This window comes from Mesobacillus sp. (assembly GCF_057785455.1).
On the sequence record NZ_JBYNSB010000012.1, the window covers coordinates 92,563 to 108,974 of the forward strand.

11 protein-coding genes and 1 riboswitch are annotated in these 16,412 nt (G+C 45.0%); of the genes, 2 read left to right on the forward strand and 9 right to left on the reverse strand.

The genetic code is table 11. The features are described 5' to 3' along the window. Positions 1 to 821: 821 nt before the first annotated feature. Complete coding sequence (gene safA, locus AC3EBE_RS03105; protein WP_488593545.1) at positions 822 to 1,430, reverse strand: SafA/ExsA family spore coat assembly protein; 609 nt, start codon at positions 1,428 to 1,430, stop codon at positions 822 to 824. Between the two features lie 130 nt (positions 1,431 to 1,560). Between safA and AC3EBE_RS03110 the strand changes: the two genes are divergently transcribed. Continuing rightward, positions 1,561 to 1,716, forward strand: coding sequence for a hypothetical protein (locus AC3EBE_RS03110; protein WP_488593546.1), 156 nt, complete (start codon positions 1,561 to 1,563; stop codon positions 1,714 to 1,716). 60 nt (positions 1,717 to 1,776) lie between these two features. Here AC3EBE_RS03110 and AC3EBE_RS03115 read toward each other — a convergent pair whose 3' ends face one another. From AC3EBE_RS03115 to AC3EBE_RS03125, 3 genes are all read right to left on the reverse strand, one after another. Then, the gene (locus tag AC3EBE_RS03115) at positions 1,777 to 2,334 is read right to left on the reverse strand and encodes a general stress protein (RefSeq protein WP_488593547.1); all 558 of its coding nucleotides are present in this window, start codon (positions 2,332 to 2,334) and stop codon (positions 1,777 to 1,779) included. A gap of 95 nt (positions 2,335 to 2,429) precedes the next feature. Further along, positions 2,430 to 3,572, reverse strand: a complete 1,143-nt coding sequence (locus AC3EBE_RS03120) for a trans-sulfuration enzyme family protein (protein ID WP_488593548.1) — start codon at positions 3,570 to 3,572, stop codon at positions 2,430 to 2,432. A 79-nt stretch (positions 3,573 to 3,651) separates the two neighbouring features. Continuing rightward, positions 3,652 to 3,755, reverse strand: a riboswitch (SAM riboswitch). A 119-nt stretch (positions 3,756 to 3,874) separates the two neighbouring features. Further along, entirely contained in the window at positions 3,875 to 5,164 is a 1,290-nt protein-coding gene (locus AC3EBE_RS03125) for a CBS domain-containing protein (RefSeq protein ID WP_488593549.1), read from the reverse strand. A 662-nt stretch (positions 5,165 to 5,826) separates the two neighbouring features. On the opposite strand from AC3EBE_RS03125, the gene AC3EBE_RS03130 reads away from it, so the two are divergent. Beyond that, on the forward strand, positions 5,827 to 6,693 hold the full coding sequence (locus AC3EBE_RS03130; protein WP_488593550.1) for a YitT family protein: 867 nt from the start codon (positions 5,827 to 5,829) through the stop codon (positions 6,691 to 6,693). 72 nt (positions 6,694 to 6,765) lie between these two features. On the opposite strand, the gene AC3EBE_RS03135 is transcribed toward AC3EBE_RS03130, so the two are convergent. The 5 genes from AC3EBE_RS03135 to AC3EBE_RS03155 form a co-directional block, all read right to left on the reverse strand. Next, a complete protein-coding gene (locus AC3EBE_RS03135; RefSeq protein WP_488593551.1) occupies positions 6,766 to 6,900 on the reverse strand; it encodes a hypothetical protein in 135 nt (44 codons plus the stop codon). A gap of 24 nt (positions 6,901 to 6,924) precedes the next feature. Next, positions 6,925 to 8,412, reverse strand: a complete 1,488-nt coding sequence (locus AC3EBE_RS03140) for an amidase family protein (protein WP_488593552.1) — start codon at positions 8,410 to 8,412, stop codon at positions 6,925 to 6,927. Positions 8,413 to 8,518: 106 nt separating this feature from the next. Beyond that, a complete protein-coding gene (locus AC3EBE_RS03145) occupies positions 8,519 to 9,664 on the reverse strand; it encodes a DEAD/DEAH box helicase (RefSeq protein ID WP_488593553.1) in 1,146 nt (381 codons plus the stop codon). A 235-nt stretch (positions 9,665 to 9,899) separates the two neighbouring features. Beyond that, entirely contained in the window at positions 9,900 to 12,293 is a 2,394-nt protein-coding gene (locus tag AC3EBE_RS03150) for an immune inhibitor A domain-containing protein (protein ID WP_488593554.1), read from the reverse strand. Positions 12,294 to 12,644: 351 nt separating this feature from the next. Beyond that, positions 12,645 to 16,133: a bifunctional 2',3'-cyclic-nucleotide 2'-phosphodiesterase/3'-nucleotidase gene (locus AC3EBE_RS03155; RefSeq protein WP_488593555.1), complete on the reverse strand. Its 3,489-nt coding sequence runs from the start codon at positions 16,131 to 16,133 to the stop codon at positions 12,645 to 12,647. Between the last annotated feature and the right edge of the window lie 279 nt (positions 16,134 to 16,412).

Sequence of the window (16,412 nt, forward strand, 5' to 3'; positions counted from 1 at the left end):
TTTATTACTTGTTTGCTTATAAACATCAAGTTTAGAAAACACCCATGTTAAATCTGTCATAAAAACTACTTTCACTGTTAATTCCCAAAAGCTGTCCGTTAGAGTCACTTAAAACGACTGCTTTCTCTGGAAATGCGTAAAAGCTGTCCGTTAGAGTCACTTAAAACGACTGCTTTCTCTGGAAATGCGCTAAAGCTGTCCGTTAGAGCCACTTAAAAGGACTGCTTTCACTGGAAATGCGCAAAAGCTGTCCGTTAGAGCCACTTAAAACGACTGCTTTCTTAGGAAATGCGCTAAAGCTGTCCGTTAGAGCCAGTCATAAGGACTGCTTTAACAGGAAAAGCGTAAAAGCTGTCCGTTAGAGCCAGTCATAAGGACTGCTTTAACAGGAAATGCGCAAAAGCTGTCCGTTAGAGCCAGTCATAAGGACTGCTTTAACAGGAAATGCGCTGAAGCTGTCCGTTAGAGCCACTTAAAAGGACTGCTTTCTCAGGAAAAGCGTAAAAGCTGTCCGTTAGAGCCAGTCAAAAGGACTGCTTCCTCAGGAAAAGCGCAAAAGCTATCCGTTAGAGCCACTTTAAAGGAACTCTTACAGGAAAAGTTCTAAATTATATTTTAGGTGGTGCTCATGCAGCAAAAAAATTGGTGAAATTCCACCTATCATTTATAAACTGGAACATCATTGCCCATTGATTCCTGGATGGCAACACACACTTTCTATCTGTCTTTCTAGAAAAAACAAAGAGAGCGAGAGAAATCTCGCTGCCTTTGTCGACAACCAAGATTTACGGAACCTGATAATTTTTAACAGGGGTGCTCCCTTACCTGGCAATAAACAGCTGTGTCCAATAATGACCGTAATCGCCGCCTGATGCGTAACCCGTTCCCATATGGGTGTACGTCCCGTTCAGGATATTCTTCCGGTGACCGGGGCTGTTCATCCATGCCTGTACGACATCTTCTGCCGTCCTTTGGCCAGCTGCGATGTTCTCGGCACCGCTCCGATAAGTGACACCGAAGCTTCGCATCATATTGAATGGGTCGCCGTAGGTAGGGCTTCTATGGGAAAAATAATTCCTGTCCCGCATATCAACACATTTGTATCTTGCCACCCGTGAGAGCTGAGAATCGTTAACAAGCTGCGGCAAGCCATGCTTGGAGCGTTCTGCGTTGGTCAGCCTGACGATCTCTTCGTCTATGCTCCTTGCTGTCCCCTGGCCTGGAATATTGATTCTTTGGCCTGGATAAATCATGGCTGGATTTTTGACCTGCGGATTGGCTGAGATGATTTCCGTTAATCCCACCTGATAACGCATGGAGATTTTCCACATAGTATCACCTGATTCAACAATATGTATCTGCTGTGCCAAAGTACTGGCCGGAACGAACCAAAACAGCAGCATCAATGCCAGTATTGCTTTTTTTCCCATAAAGCATTCCTCCTCAAGGTTAGCTTGAGAAATTCTTCGTGAAATATACAGCGGAATTGGTTTTTTTCGTGCCTGTAAGAAAACAACACACACATGCTGCATATAGATTTAACAAGGGAGGAATGCGATTATGGGCTATCTCTGGGTGATGACCATCGGTTTTTCCATTTGCCTTGGGTTAATGGGCGGAGCTCTTATGTATTTTATTTTTTCCTCATTGAATGTAGATGACGCCAGCAGGATTGATTTGCTTGATTCTCGGACAGAGGATGACAATAAAAAATAATGCTGAAACAATGCCAAAAGGCTGCCAAGTCAATGGCAGCCTCTTTTCTATGGCATCAAATTAAAAATCGCGAGTGTTGTCAAAACGAGTATTAGCAGGGTTGTCCGATGTCAGTGGTGCATCGACCGGCTGCTGCGTACGTGTTACGTTTGTGTCATTCAAGCCAACCCGGTTTTCGTCGCGCTCAACGACAACAAGAATTTTACCTTCTTTTACATAGCCTTCATAACGGTCTGCTTCATCCTCTGGAATACCCATTCCAATCAGTGCTCCAGCAAGACCGCCTGCACCTGCGCCGACTGCCGCACCTGTAAGGGTTGCAGCAATTGGACCAGCTGCCACGATTGGCCCGATTCCAGGAATCGCCAATGCACCAATACCAGCCAATAAACCTGTCAGGCCGCCTAGAACGCCGCCTGTTGCTGCACCTGCAGCAAGACCTTCCTCAGTCTTCGTACCGGTTGCTTCGTTAATGTGATCCACTTCTTCATCGTTTTTACCGATAACAGAGATGTCTTCTGTTGAGTAGCCTTGTCTTTTCAGGTCCTCAACAGCCTGGATTGCCTCACGCTCATTATCGTATACTCCAACTAGATGTTTTTCATGTTCATAATACATATTAAAAGCCTCCTTTAGACGAGTAGTCCCTTTAAAGATACCCGTCTGAAGGAGGCGTAAACATAATGTCGAACAGTTTTCAAGTGCTATTTTATTTATTTTACAGAGGCTTCCAAAGCTGACTCAAATTGGGCAATAATATCCTCTGCATGCTCGATCCCGACAGAAATCCGCACTACTTCATAGGTGATTCCAAGTTCTGCCTGAGCCTCCGGCGGAAGAGCACGATGAGACGTTTTCAGCGGATGGGACACTGTTGTTTCCACTCCAGCAAGGGTCGGAACAATCTTCACCCAGCCAAGCGATTTGAAAAATAAATCCGTATCCACATTTTGTCCCAGTTCAATCGTGACGATGGCGCCAAATCCTTTTTCCCCTTTTTCAAAAGGATAATAGACCCTGGCAACCTTGTCATTTGCACGAAGCTTTTCGGCGAGCAATCTGGCATTCTCGGACTGTGCCTTCATCCTTAGTGCAAGTGTCTTCAAGCCGCGGCACGTCAGCCATGCCTCAAAAGGACTGAGGTTGGCTCCAAGGTTCACGATCCTCGACCGCGCCTCAGCAATCAGGTCCTTCCGGCCGACGACGACACCTGCAGTCACATCACTATGGCCGCCGATATACTTCGTGGCGCTGTGGACGACAAGGTCAGCCCCCAGCAGGAACGGTTTAAGATGGAGAGGAGTCGCAAAGGTATTGTCAACAAGAACAGCAAGCTTGTGTTTCTTTGCAACCGAAATGACCTCTTCAAGATCTTCAACCCGCAGCAAAGGGTTCGTGATCGATTCCGTGTATAGCAGCTTCGTATTTTCCTTGATTGCAGCTTCTACTTTCTGCAAATCAGTGAAAGGAACAAATGTTGTTTCGATGCCGAAGTTGTGCAGCTCTGATTTTAACAGATGAAAGCTGCCGCCATACAAATCGGCCGCGGCAACGATATGGTCACCGTTCTTTGCGACTGCCAGCACGCCTGCAAGGATGGCGGCCAGACCCGAAGATGCCGCTGCCCCGTCCGGTGCCTGCTCAAGCGCCGCTACAGACTGGCCCAGTTCGTCTGTATTCGGATTGCCGACACGTGAATAAAGATAATTGCCTTCTCCCTGGTAAAAGCCCTCCAGTTCATCGAGATTGTTAAACGTAAATGCGGAAGTTTGATAGATCGGCGTTGCCTTGCTTTTGATGCCATCTGTTTTTTTATGCAATGAATGAACTACTTCTGTCTCGAACTTGCCTGCCAATTTGTCCACCTGCTTTGTATGATTTGTAAAAAAGAAAAACCTCTTCCAATAAGAAGAGGCTTTAGCGCTTGGCTATCCTCTCTCATCTTCAGACGTTGACTCTTCAGGAATTAGCACCTTTCCCCTTTACAGGAAGGTTGCCGGGCTTCACAGGGCCTGTCCCTCTGCCGCTCTGGATAAGAGTATATTTTTCTCTCTTCATTACGGGCATTTTTTAAAACAGCCATAAGAAAAGAGTCCTATTAATAGCTGAAGTATATCAACTAAAAAGGACTCTCGTCAATTGATTGTTCTGGTGCGAATCAGTCTTCAGAAGGCTCGCTGTCAAGCAGATCCCATGGCGTGATGACACCGATTGGCGTGCCGTGGCGGTCGCCTGTTTCGGTGATGATGACTGCCTGCAGCTTCTTCCCTCTCGTATGGTAGCGTTCAAAAAGTTCCTCGATTTCATAGAGCGAGGTTTCCTCTTTGACGAAGGTAACAAAGTAGTTTTTCCCTTTCGTCAGAAGGTCCTTGATCCGGACATCTTCAAAATGAATAACTTCACTTGAAAAATGCTTGGCCATCCACTGGATGATTTCTGTCGAAGTTAGCAGTGCGACATATTTATCATCCTTGTCATAAACCGGGAATCTCGTGAAATCAAACTTGTTGATTACCTTCAGCACATCTTTCAGATACGCATCTTCATAATAGTAGAATACCGGGCTTGTTGCGATTGAAAGGGCCGTTTGCGGCTTTTCAAATTCGCGGCAGATTTCCTCAATCTGTTCAACGACCTCGATATGCGGTTCCGCGATATAGAAATCCGCATTCACCCGCTCATGGACAATCGCATTGCGCAGCTTCGCAAACTGGTGCAGCTCACTTTTATATTTGCGGATTAATGAATGATTCTTATAGCCTGAGTACAGGAGCTCAACAAACGCATCGCTGTCGGTTTCCTTCACCATTTCCCTTAAAGCTTTATGGATTCGGTTAAAAGCGGTCTCAAACCGTCCCGATTGCTCCTTATGGTTCACCTCATGCTCCTGGCTTGAGTTTTCTGCGTCCTGCTTGCTATTTGGGTTACTCTTTTGTTGGCCGCTTTGATTTTGTTTGGAAGGAACTGATTCCCTGTTATCCCGCTTCCCATTCGCATCTTGTACATTAGCACTCTTCCGCTTATTGTCCTTATTATTGCTTTGATTTTTGTTTCCATTGTTGTTTTTGTTCTCGGTTTTGTTGGGGTGTCCGCTATTATTTTTTTCTGATGCAATTTTTGTGCTGCTGTTTTTGCGGCTTCCGTTTTGCTCTCCGGTTCCGCTATTTTTGGATTGGCCGGTATTTCGCTTAGCGTTTTGCTGTGACTTGTCATCTGCAGACTTAGTCTCGTTGGTTTGATTAGCCTGCTTGGTGACTGCTTTTGTCCCGGCAGTTTCCGCCTTCGGATTTGAAGTTTCCTTGATTTTTTTCATCTTAGGATTCTGCTTCGCCTTTTCAGCGCTCTGTTGAGTGATATTTTCTGATTGCAGCGGTTTTCTTTTCTTCCGCTGCCCAGATTCCTGCTGCCTAGTATTTGATCTATATTTAACTTGAGTATCGTTAGCCAAAATGGTCCCTCCGGTTTTCTGTAGAATCTTTCTCTCCTCAATACCCAAATATGCCTATTTTCTAATCCTGGTTATATAATCTAAAAATATACAGAAAACTCGCCGATTGGCAAGCCCTTAAAGGCGAAGACAGAGGCGAAGTTGCACTTATGCGTTAGGAAAATATAAATTGGCTGTTTTCGCAAAGATTGTTTCCTTCATAAATATTGAATTTAGATCCTGTTGATTGGAGTGGAAGGCGCGTAGACTCCTCCGAAAATGCTAACGCATTTCCATCGTGCGTGGGCCCATTCAAGGATGCTTTTCAGAGTCCTGCGGGATTAGACGGACAGGTGAGACCCCGCAGACGCCAACGGCGGCGAGGAGGCTCAGCGCCGGCCCCGCGGAAAGCGAAGCGCCTGGAACGGAAATCAACAGCCTTTTATTACAAAGCCTTTCTTAAAAAACATATATTCACCTTTTTGAAAATGAGTGTTTTCTTTCAAAAATTTATAGAATAGCAACAAAGTATTAGAAAAGAGCCTATAAATTTGAAAAAAGTTATATTTTCCTATTAGCCCAAACAGGACGGTGATTGTCTTGAGTTTTAAAAAAGTTTGATACAATATATATAGTACAAAATTTGATGGTTTGATTTTTAATAGAAAAGGGTTGGATTTACTGTGGCAAAAACAAAGAAGAAAAGTGTGGCGAAAGAGATTCAGCGGCTGATCGTGATAACAATCGGCGCGATTATTGCAGCATTTGGGCTTGATATGTTTTTGGTTCCCAATGCGATTCTTGACGGAGGAGTCATCGGTCTGTCCATCATTGCCGCGGAACTGACAGGTGTCTCAATGAGTATATTCCTGATTGTATTGAACCTGCCGTTTTTGTATATTGGCTACAAACGGATGGGTTTGAAATTTACGCTTAATACATTGTACGGAGTTGTGGTTTTATCTGCCGCTACTGCATACCTGCATCATTTTGAGCCGGTTACGACCGATCTGTTCCTGGCTACGATTGTTGGCGCGGTCATCCTCGGCACCGGTGTCGGCCTTGTTATCCGTGCTGGCGGAGCTTTGGATGGCACGGAAATCGTCGCAATCCTTGTCAGCAAAAACCGGACTATTTCAGTTGGCCAGCTCGTCATGGTGATGAACTTTTTCATCTTTATCCTCGCCGCATTGCTCGTGTTCAGCTGGGATACAGCGATGTACTCGATCATCACTTATTTCATCGCTTTTAAAATGATTGATGTAGTCGTCGAAGGTATGGAGGAATTGAAATCCGTCACGATCATTTCGGACACGCCGGAGGAGATTGCCGAGGAACTGCTGAAAACCGTCGGACGCGGCATGACGTATATCCATGGACAGGGTGTCTTCTCAAACGAACCGAAGAAAATCATTTATACCATCGTGAGCCGGATCGAATTATCGACGCTCAGGTCCACTGTATACGATATCGACCCTAATGCGTTAGTGGCAATTGAGAACGTTGCCGATGCATCGGGAAGCAATTTTGATAAGAGCGGCGCGCATTAAGTCGAGAATCACTGATTTTCAGCTGGCATGAAAAAAGTGTCCCTTCCTGCACGGATGGGACACTTTTTTCGTTTAATCGATCGGATTATTCAGCTTTTTCTCTTTTTGGCCAGTAGTGAATTCGACCAGTTCTTCAGGTGTATTATTGCCTTTTTTCTTATTATTGTTTCGCTGTGCGTTGCCATTTCCAAGCTTCGTTCTGCCCATACTTCCTCGCTCCTTTTTGTGGATTCAAGAAGTAGTATGGATTTTTTCATCCTTGCTTATTCCAAGCTCCGGTGCCCTGCGCGCCATCGTCGCCTGCTCGAAGGAATAGGCAAGCTTGATGAGCAATGGTTCGCTGAAGGCTGTTCCGGTAAAAGTAATGCCGACCGGCTCGCCTTCTGATGTGAAGCCTGCTGGCACTGTGACAGAAGGATATCCCGCCCTCGATGCGATCGTCGAACCGTCCATTGGGAAAAGGATTGCGTCCACGCCGTATTCCTTCAACACATAGTCAACACCCTGTTCGCGCGACATATACAAATTGTACTCCAGCTGCTCCAGGTACTCCGCCTCCGTCAATGTTCCGCTTGTAGCCTCAGATTCAAGCAGGACCTCCTGGCCATACTTCAATGTTTTATCCCCATGATCGTAATTGAAAGAAATCACATCCGCCAATGTCCTGATCGGGAAATGTGCCGGCAGCCTGCTTAAGTACGCATTCAAATCAGCCTTGAACTCATAGCCGAGAACTTTATCGCCCCAATTGGCCTTGGAGGCTGGAATCGCCGCTTCAACCAGTTCCGCGCCAAGCTCTTCAAGCTTCGCCGCTGCTTCTTGAAAAATCCGCTTCTGATCAGCTGACAGCTTGCCAATATACTCTTCACGGGCAACACCCAGCTTCGTTCCCTTCAAGGCTTCTTTGTCAAAAAGCTGACTATGATTCAGCTCCGGCTGTGCCACCATTGTCGCCGGGTCGCCAGCATCCTGGCCGGAGATTGCCTCCAGCAGATAGACCGCATCCCTCACCGTTCTCGCCATCGGGCCAGCTGTATCCTGAGTGTGTGCAATCGGGATGATTCCGCTTCTGCTCACCAGGCCGACTGTTGGCTTGATCCCGACTAGTGAATTTTGTGAAGCAGGATTTAAAATCGATCCGTCTGTTTCAGTGCCAACTGCCACTGCTGCAAGATTCGCTGCAATCGCTGCACCGGATCCCGCACTTGAGCCGCCCACCTCAAATTCTGCAGGGCCATATGGATTTAGAACCTGGCCGCCGCGTGAACTGTAGCCACTCTTCATTCCGTTCGCCATAAAATTTGCCCACTCTGTTAAATTTGTTTTACCAAGAATAACTGCACCCGCTTCCCTCAGCTTAGCGGCTACAAAGGAATCCTCCGGCGCTATCGAATCCTTCAGTGCCAGAGAGCCTGCACTCGTATGCATTTTATCATGGGTATCAATATTGTCCTTCAGCAGCACCGGGATTCCATGGAGCGGTCCCCTTGCCCCTTTCTGCTTGCGCTCCGAATCAAGGGAAGCCGCGATGTGAAGGGCATCAGGATTTAGTTCCAATACAGAATTGATGGTTTTATCAAAAGCAGCAACCCGGGCCTGGTACATCAGCACAAGATCATATGACGTCAGCTCGCCGCTTTCCATTTTCGCCTGCATCTCATCAATCGTCGCTTCCGGAAGCCACTCTTCCAACAGCTTTTTCAATCGTGGATTGTTCATTTTTTTATTCCTTTCCAATATAAGCTACCTTTATATATTCTTAATGTTTTCTTTAAAATCCTTTTTTAATAAGAAAAGCTACAGGAAGACCTGTAGCGTGGTGTTGTTATTTTTCTGCGTCGACGATTTCGCCTCTGTAGAACTCTTTTAGTATCGGGTTGATGTTCAGCGCCTTGCAGAACTTTTTCAGGTCCCGTTCTTCTCTTTCGTTGACGATGGAGATGACGGTTCCTTCTGCACCGAAACGGCCTGTACGTCCGGAGCGGTGGATATACTGTTCCTGTTCCCTCGGGAAGTCGAAATGGACGACATGCGTTACGCCTTTAATATCCAAACCGCGCGCTGCGATGTCGGTTACCAGCAGCATTTCGCTGTTACCGTCGCGGAATTTTTTCAAGTAGCGCTGGCGGTCCTGCTTCGGCAGGTCGCTGTGGAGCTGCCCAACATGAAGATCCTTGAACTTAAGCTTTTCAACGGCGATGGTAAGGTTCGCGATGTCTTTAATAAAAACAAGCGATTTTGTGCCTTTCAGGCGGGCAATTTTTTCAAGGATTTTGATTTTGTCACGCTGCTCGCTGACGAAATAAATATGCTCCACATTTGCCGCTTCGATTGTTTCGTCCTTTTTTACTCTGATGACTTCCGGATCCTTAGCAAGTGGTTTCACCGCCTGTTCCACTGCCGGAGGAAGCGTCGCTGAAAACAGAAGCAGCTGGCGCTGGTCCGCAAGCGTGGACTTGACGATAGCGTTTACCGTTTCTCTGTGTTCCGGAGTCATCAGCTGGTCACCTTCATCAAGAACGACCGTATGGACCTTGTGCATCTTCAGTTTCTTTTGCTTGATCAGTTCATTGGTGCGGCCCGGTGTTCCTACAATAATATGAGGGCTTTTTTTCAGCTTGTCGAGCTGGCGTTTCAAATTGGCGCCGCCGATCAGTGTCGCTGCTTTGATATCGGTGCCTTCTCCCCACTTCTTGATCTCAGAAAGGATCTGCATCACCAATTCCTGAGAGGAAGCCAGGATGACAGCCTGTGTATTCTGCAGCTTCGTGTCAATCTTATTTAAAACCGGCAGCAAATACGCAAGGGTTTTACCAGTACCTGTCGGTGATTCCGCCAACACATCTTTTCCTTCTATTATTAAAGGAATCGTTGAGGATTGGACAGAAGTCAGCGTCTGGAAACCAGCCTTTTCCCAGGCCTGCTGCAGGAACGGATTCAGTTGCGCGATAATTGGTTGAGTCTCTGACATAATTTTCTCCTTCTGCTTAAGCTTTCTAGTAATGATACTAGCTAAAACGATGGAATAAGTCCAGTTTCCCCTGAAAAATAGGTCAGTTTTTTGTGTGAATAGCGCGGTCTCTCACTTTATTGGTGAAATCCACAACTTTTCTGGCGAAAATATAATTGGCGAACTGGAGATTCCGCGCGTTTTTTCCAATTCATAAAAAGACACCGGGCGAAAAACCGCCCGATGTCTTAAAGTCTTATTTATGGATCCATACTGCGCCGGCAGAGTTGTCTTTCGCTTCGCCGATTACCTGGAACTTAAGGCCCAATTGCGGAACCTTGCGTCCTGCATCAGGAATCATTTCGTTCATGTAAGATTTTGAATCATCGAATGTTGTTACACCTTTAAGTCCTTTGTAATCATAGATACCGCGAGATGGAGAATCGATATACCATGATGGTGCCTTATCATAAGAGAAAGCCGCATCTGCTACTTGATAGCGTGTGCTACCAGTAATTGAATCTTCCCCATTTAGCGTTCCTACAATCGCCTCTGGATGTGCATCAACTGGTCCAAGGAAGCCTTCACCTGGATGGACACCAACCCAGTTATCCGTGAATGAATCATCCGCATACCATACGACCATACCAGTGTTGTACTTCACGCCGCGTCCTTCTAGCAATGCTTTGTCAGAACCAGCGTAGTTTCTCCACTCAAGGTAGTAATAGTGGTTTTTCAGGAAGATACCGTTTGTCTGGATGAAGCCGTCAAGTGTTACAGCGGCTTCACCTTCAGCGCCATCAGCGAATACTTCTTCACCATCAACTGTCAGCTTAAGCTCGTCCATTGCGAAACCTTCTGGAGCAAGGCCGCCGTCAGTTACGTATTCAAATACAAGTTTAACTTTCTTTCCAGCGAATTGGCTCAGGTCATAAGTCTTGTCTACCCATGCGCCACTTGTTGTTTCCATGCCGTCTGCAGTGTTTTCGTCGCCGATTGTATCAAGTAGTACTGGCTCTTTCTCTCCTTCAACTACTGCATTTACATAAACATAGTCATAATCGAACTCAACTTCGAAATTCGCTTTGTAAGTGAACTCAGCAGCGTTTGCAGCTGTTAAGTCAAATACTGGAGTTTCCAATGCTGTATGAAGGTCATCGCCTTTTTCGCTGTAGTAGTACTTATTGCCAAATTCAGTTTGGATGCCTTTGACTTCTTTGCCAGGAAGGTTTACTTTTACAATCCCTGGGTTCTCGGATTTTGTGACACTCTGGTCAATAACTGTTGAAAGTCCATTTTTATCAATGTCTTCATAATTTACTTCTGTAATGTTCGCCCAGTTACCACCCATTGTCTTTTGGAAGAATTCCTTGTTTTGTGGTGAGAAGCTTGGTGCTTCTGTTCCCGCGATTTTACCGTTCCAGCTTCCGCCTGACATGATTGACCATGAAGCTACAGGGTCACCGTGTCCGGTGTACTGAGTGTCATACTCATCTGGAAGACCCAGGTCATGTCCAAATTCGTGAGCGAATACGCCTACTGCTCCGTCTTCAGGCTCGATTGTGTAATCGTAAGCAGCCATTTTTCCGCCCCAGTAAGGAACTGCCGCAGTTGTGTTCGCAACTGGATAAACACCATTTAATACCCATCGGTGTGACCAGATCGCATCGTCTCCAAGTGCTCCGCCGCCAGCTTCCTGTCCAACACCTGCATGAAGGATCATCAAGTGGTCAACCAGGCCGTCTGGTTCATTTTGATCTCCGTCACCATCCAAGTCATAAAGGTCAAACTTATCGTAGTCTGCCAAATTAATGCCAGAAGCAACAGCTGCATTCAAAGCATCCTTAACTAGTCCACGAGGTCCTTTTGTACCTGGTGCATTGTCATGCCCGCCATCAGGGTTATCACTGCCGTAATCCTTATAATTTCCTGGTACTGTCAGCCATTCAGAAACTTTTCCATCAACTGTATAGCTTCCGCCCGATTGCTCTTCATAATATTGTTTGAAGGTTTTTACTTTCTCACCATTGAAAAGTGTGAAATCTTCGTCCCCAAATAGCATTTTTTCATAATGCTCTTTGTTGAAGTCTTCAGAATACATATATCCTGGTTCCTGCTCGATGTTGTTGTGCTTGAAATCCGCATATTCAACAAGAAGGACTAGAACCTCATCCTCACGTACCGCTCCATCGTAGCCAGCCTGTTTCGCAGGATCTACGCTTATAGCACCAGTTGGCTTGCCCTTTTTGAAGTTTTCATGGCCTTTGTTCAGCTGTTTTGCAAGCTTTTCTTTTTGCTTGGTAACAAAGTCCTTTGCTTTTTGGTCAAATTCTTTTTGTTCCTTTGTCAATGACTTGTCAGTTTGGCCTGGCTTTTCGCCCTGCTTCTGTTTGATATACTTTTGAACTGCTTTTGTTATTTCTTCCTGTGAAGCACCCTTAGCAATCAGCCCGCGCTTTTCCAACGCTTTTGCCAGGCGATCCTGGTCAATGATATTCAGATCTATAGGTGCAGATTCAGGCGTTGTTGCTGCAGCAGTGTGTTTCGGTGCTGCAGTCGTTCCTGCAAACGTTCCAGCAAATAAAGTGGAAGCGAAAACTGCGCTTGCCGCCATGCTGGAAAGAACCTTTAACGAACTTTTCTTTTTCAAGAGAATTCCCCCTGCTATTTCAATAGTTTTGATTTTTCATATTTTCTGAAGAATCTGTTTTGAATTGTAGCAAGGTTTTAAAATATTGTAAATTTTTAAAATATAATAAAAAATACCTATGTATATTGATGGTTTTTAACTAAAAATTACATCTTTTCCCATTAAAACATACTTTTTTCCTGGTTTATAAACAGAAAGTAGTGTAATAGGAATTATTTTACTAAAATACTAGCTTGGGAAATTTTATTTCGAAATTCTAATTTTGATTCCTATGTCCTATGAGGAAATTAGTGGAAACTGTTATTTTTTGCATGAAAAAGAAGAACGCACGTGGCGTTCTCCCCATTTCTTCTATTGATTCAATTTGATAACACGGCCGTCAATTTGCGGGTTAACAGTACCCTTTGCCTTGATATAGTTAACCAGTGCATCTAAATCTACGACATCGATCGTCTTGTCCGTAATTGTCGCAAGGATGGCATAACCGTCACCGCCGCCAGCCATGTAATTGTTTACTGTTATTGAGTAGGTTTTATCCATCTCAACAGGTGTTCCGTCATTTTTCACGATAGAAACAATACGGTCTCCTGCTGCTCTCGAATCATCATAAGTAACCTTCAAGCCGGATATTGGCATGATGCGGACCTTACTGCCCCACTGCTGCTCCAGCAGCGTCTTGATCACCTGTCCGCTGACATTCATTTTAACAAGGTCATTGCCAAAAGGCTGAACAGTAAATGCTTCCTTCCAGGTAATTTCGCCTGCGTCGATATCAGCACGTACACCGCCTGAATTCATGAAGGCGAAATCTGTATCGGTTTGGGCACGCATCGCGTCTGCAACAAGGTTGCCCATAGCAGATTCGCCAGCAGCATTTGTATCACGGGTGATAGGTGCATCAGTTTTCCCAATCACTTCGTTTAAAATTGGCGCAACATCTGCTACATATTCATCGAGAATCCCTTTGATTTTTGCGTCAGGAGTGATTTTATCACGGTAAGTTGTCACGATTTCTGATTTTCCAACCATGACATCCTTTGTTACAGGATTGATTAAAAGATCTACATCAGAGAATGCTGTTCCAGAAGAATACGATTGAACGACAATCTTGCCATCTACCTTCGTATTCGTGAACGCATGATTATGGCCGCCAAGAAGCACATCTACCTCATCGTCTACATTTTTAGCAATATCAACAAGCTCTTCACCAGCATTTGAACCGTCTGGGTTTGAGAAGGATGGATTATGGGCCAAAACCACGATTGTTTCAACACCTTGTGCTTTCAACTCTTCAGTGTAGGTGTTGATTGCTTCGGTTTCATCAGTGAATACCACATCTTGCACCGCACTTGGAATAACGATGCTTGGCGTATCAGATAAAGCCACGCCAATAATTCCAACTGGTATTCCATTTACTTCTTTGATTGTGTAAGGCTCCAAAACATTCTCGCCAGTTTCCTTATAAACTAGGTTCGCTGCCACATATGGGAAGTCCGCACCCTCGAACTCACCATACTTCTCAACAGTTTTAGGATGGCTGCCGCCATTGATCAGGCGAAGCATTTCATCTACGCCTTCATCAAATTCATGGTTTCCGACAGTACCTGCATCAAAGCCTAGCTCGTTGAGGATTTTGATTGTTGGCTCATCCTGCAATAAGGCGGACACCGGAGAACTTGCGCCTACCGCATCTCCCGCATGAAGCAGCAATGTGTTAGGGTTTTCCGCTTCGCGTTCTTTTAAGTAGGCAGCTAGGTACTCAACGCCGCCTGCATTGATTTTAGAATTGTACGTGTCCAGCTGTCCATGGAAATCATTGATTCCCAGAAGCTGAAGGCCGATTGGCAAATGCAGCTTGTATTTTGCAAAACCATCAGCCGCATCCCCACCAAATTCGATTAAACCATTTTCAGGCAGTTCCGACTGTGCATTCGGTGTAGAAGTAAATATAACGTTTGGTGCCTTGCTTACTCCTGCAAAGCTCCAGTTGTTATCAGCAGATGGATCAATGCTTCCAAGCTCACTGATATAATCAATGATCGCCTGGCGGTTTTCATCAGGGTACATTTCCACTGCTGTCTTTTCTTTTACACCTGGGAAGTTTCCATTAGCGCGGTAGTTATTCGTCACTACTAAAAATTCCTGTTCAAGATCGATTGGCTGGCCATTGTACTGCAGGTTCTTGATACGGTTTGCATCTGCATTAACAATCGTTCCATTGCCATCATATTTTGCTGGCTCTGTTACATCGATTTCATACGTAACACCATCAATGACGTCATAATTATATGTCGGGAAGCTTGAGTTGATCAGCTCTTGTTCTTCTGTTTTATTCTCATCGATCTGGTTGAACTGGCCTGCAGACATTTCAAGCCATTCTTTTACATCTGCGCCTTTGATTTTTACAGTTGCGACTGTATTTGGATACAGGTAAAGGTCAGAAACGTTTCGAATCGAGATCGTGCCCTCTGGGATGTATGTGTAATACTCTGATCCATTGCGTCCGCCTGCTTTAAATGGCGCGCCCGCAGAAAGGATTGGCAGATTTTCGTCAGCTGTGCCTTTTACCTTTTTCTCCACATACCACTTCTGGGCATTCGTAACGATTTGGATTGAAGGGTCATCCTGCACTAATGCGAAATAGCTGTGAATATCAGCAGTTGTGGTCCCTACTGGCTGGTTAACGTAATCAATTGTGCCTTTATGGTCTTCTTCAATAGCTTTTAAGATAGCTTTATCTGGATCAGCCAAGCTTGTTTTTGTGTTTTTATCGTATACTCCTCTTAATTGAGCCTTGGAGCTTTTTACATTCCATTTGCCTTTTTCTTTTACAATCGTAAGGTCCATGACGCCAAGCTGATTGCCCCAGCTTCCTGGCATGACGACAGGAACGCCGTTGATGGTGCCATTTTCAGCATCCACTCCTGGCAGGCCAGTGAAGCTTCCTGGGAAGTTCAAATGATTATGGCCGGAAATGATGGCATCGATTCCTTCAACCTTTGTCAGGTCATATGCTGCGTTTTCCTCCATTTCGATGACTTGTTCATCACCAATTCCGGAGTGTGCAAGCGCGACGATAATGTCCGCGCCCTCTTCCTTCATTTTCGGAATCTGCGCTTCTACTGATTTTACAATATCCTTCGTAATGACTTTGCCATCAAGGTTTGCTTTGTCCCACTGGACGATTTGCGGAGTGACCGCACCGACAACACCAACTTTAATCACCTGGGTTTTGCCATTGGCGTCGGTTACTTTTTTATTAAAAACAGTGTATGGCTTGAAATAGTTCTGATCGTTATCAGGATTTGCATCACCATCATACTTGAATACATTAGCGTTCACGTATGGCATTGGAGCGTCGTCTAAAACCTCATCAAGATAATCAAGGCCATAGTTGAATTCATGGTTACCTACTGTTGCTCCATCATAATCTAATAGTTCCATAGCTTCGAAGACCGGGTGCATTTCACCATCTTCAAGCTTGTCCACTTTTGCTTTAAAATCACCAAGCGGATTTCCCTGGATGAGATCCCCGTTATCAAAAAGCAGGTTGTTTTTTCCGGCTTCTTCTTTTCTGGCATTTTTAATCAGTGTTGCAGTCTTTGCAAGTCCAAAGTCCAGGACTTCGGCATTTTTATAATAATCGTAGTTTGCTATGTTTGTGTGAATGTCTGTCGTACCCATGATACGAAGCTGTACTTCAGTTGTTTTTCCAGCTTTTGCTGGCTTGCCAGCCGCAAACGTTTTATAAGATACAGGTCCAGCCAAAACGGATAATGCCATTGTCGTTGCAACAACCGTTTTCCCTAACTTGCGCAAAGGCTTTTTCAAGAGATCCATCCCCTTAGTGAGTAAATTAGTAGAACACGACTTTAATTATAGGAGGATTCTCAGAGATGGAAATGGACTGGAAGACCTGAATTTTCTAAACTTTTCGTAAGGAATTTGTAAAAAAACGGGACTATATCACTCTTTATTCAAGTAACCCCCCTATCAACGACAAAATTTGCGAATTCTATATTTATTCTTATCCTCACAAAGTCCTGCCAATTTTTTTAAGATTGAATCGGTACTTAAGTGGTAATGTAATGGTAGAGCTTTTTTTAAGAGGAGTGTTCG

Coding starts and splice junctions, on each gene's coding strand:
- safA (WP_488593545.1), bottom strand. CDS start 1,430: ATGGGAAAAAAAGCAATACTGGCATTGATGCTGCTGTTTTGGTTCGTT.
- AC3EBE_RS03110 (WP_488593546.1), top strand. CDS start 1,561: ATGGGCTATCTCTGGGTGATGACCATCGGTTTTTCCATTTGCCTTGGG.
- AC3EBE_RS03115 (WP_488593547.1), bottom strand. CDS start 2,334: ATGTATTATGAACATGAAAAACATCTAGTTGGAGTATACGATAATGAG.
- AC3EBE_RS03135 (WP_488593551.1), bottom strand. CDS start 6,900: ATGGGCAGAACGAAGCTTGGAAATGGCAACGCACAGCGAAACAATAAT.
- AC3EBE_RS03140 (WP_488593552.1), bottom strand. CDS start 8,412: ATGAACAATCCACGATTGAAAAAGCTGTTGGAAGAGTGGCTTCCGGAA.
- AC3EBE_RS03145 (WP_488593553.1), bottom strand. CDS start 9,664: ATGTCAGAGACTCAACCAATTATCGCGCAACTGAATCCGTTCCTGCAG.
- AC3EBE_RS03155 (WP_488593555.1), bottom strand. CDS start 16,133: ATGGATCTCTTGAAAAAGCCTTTGCGCAAGTTAGGGAAAACGGTTGTT.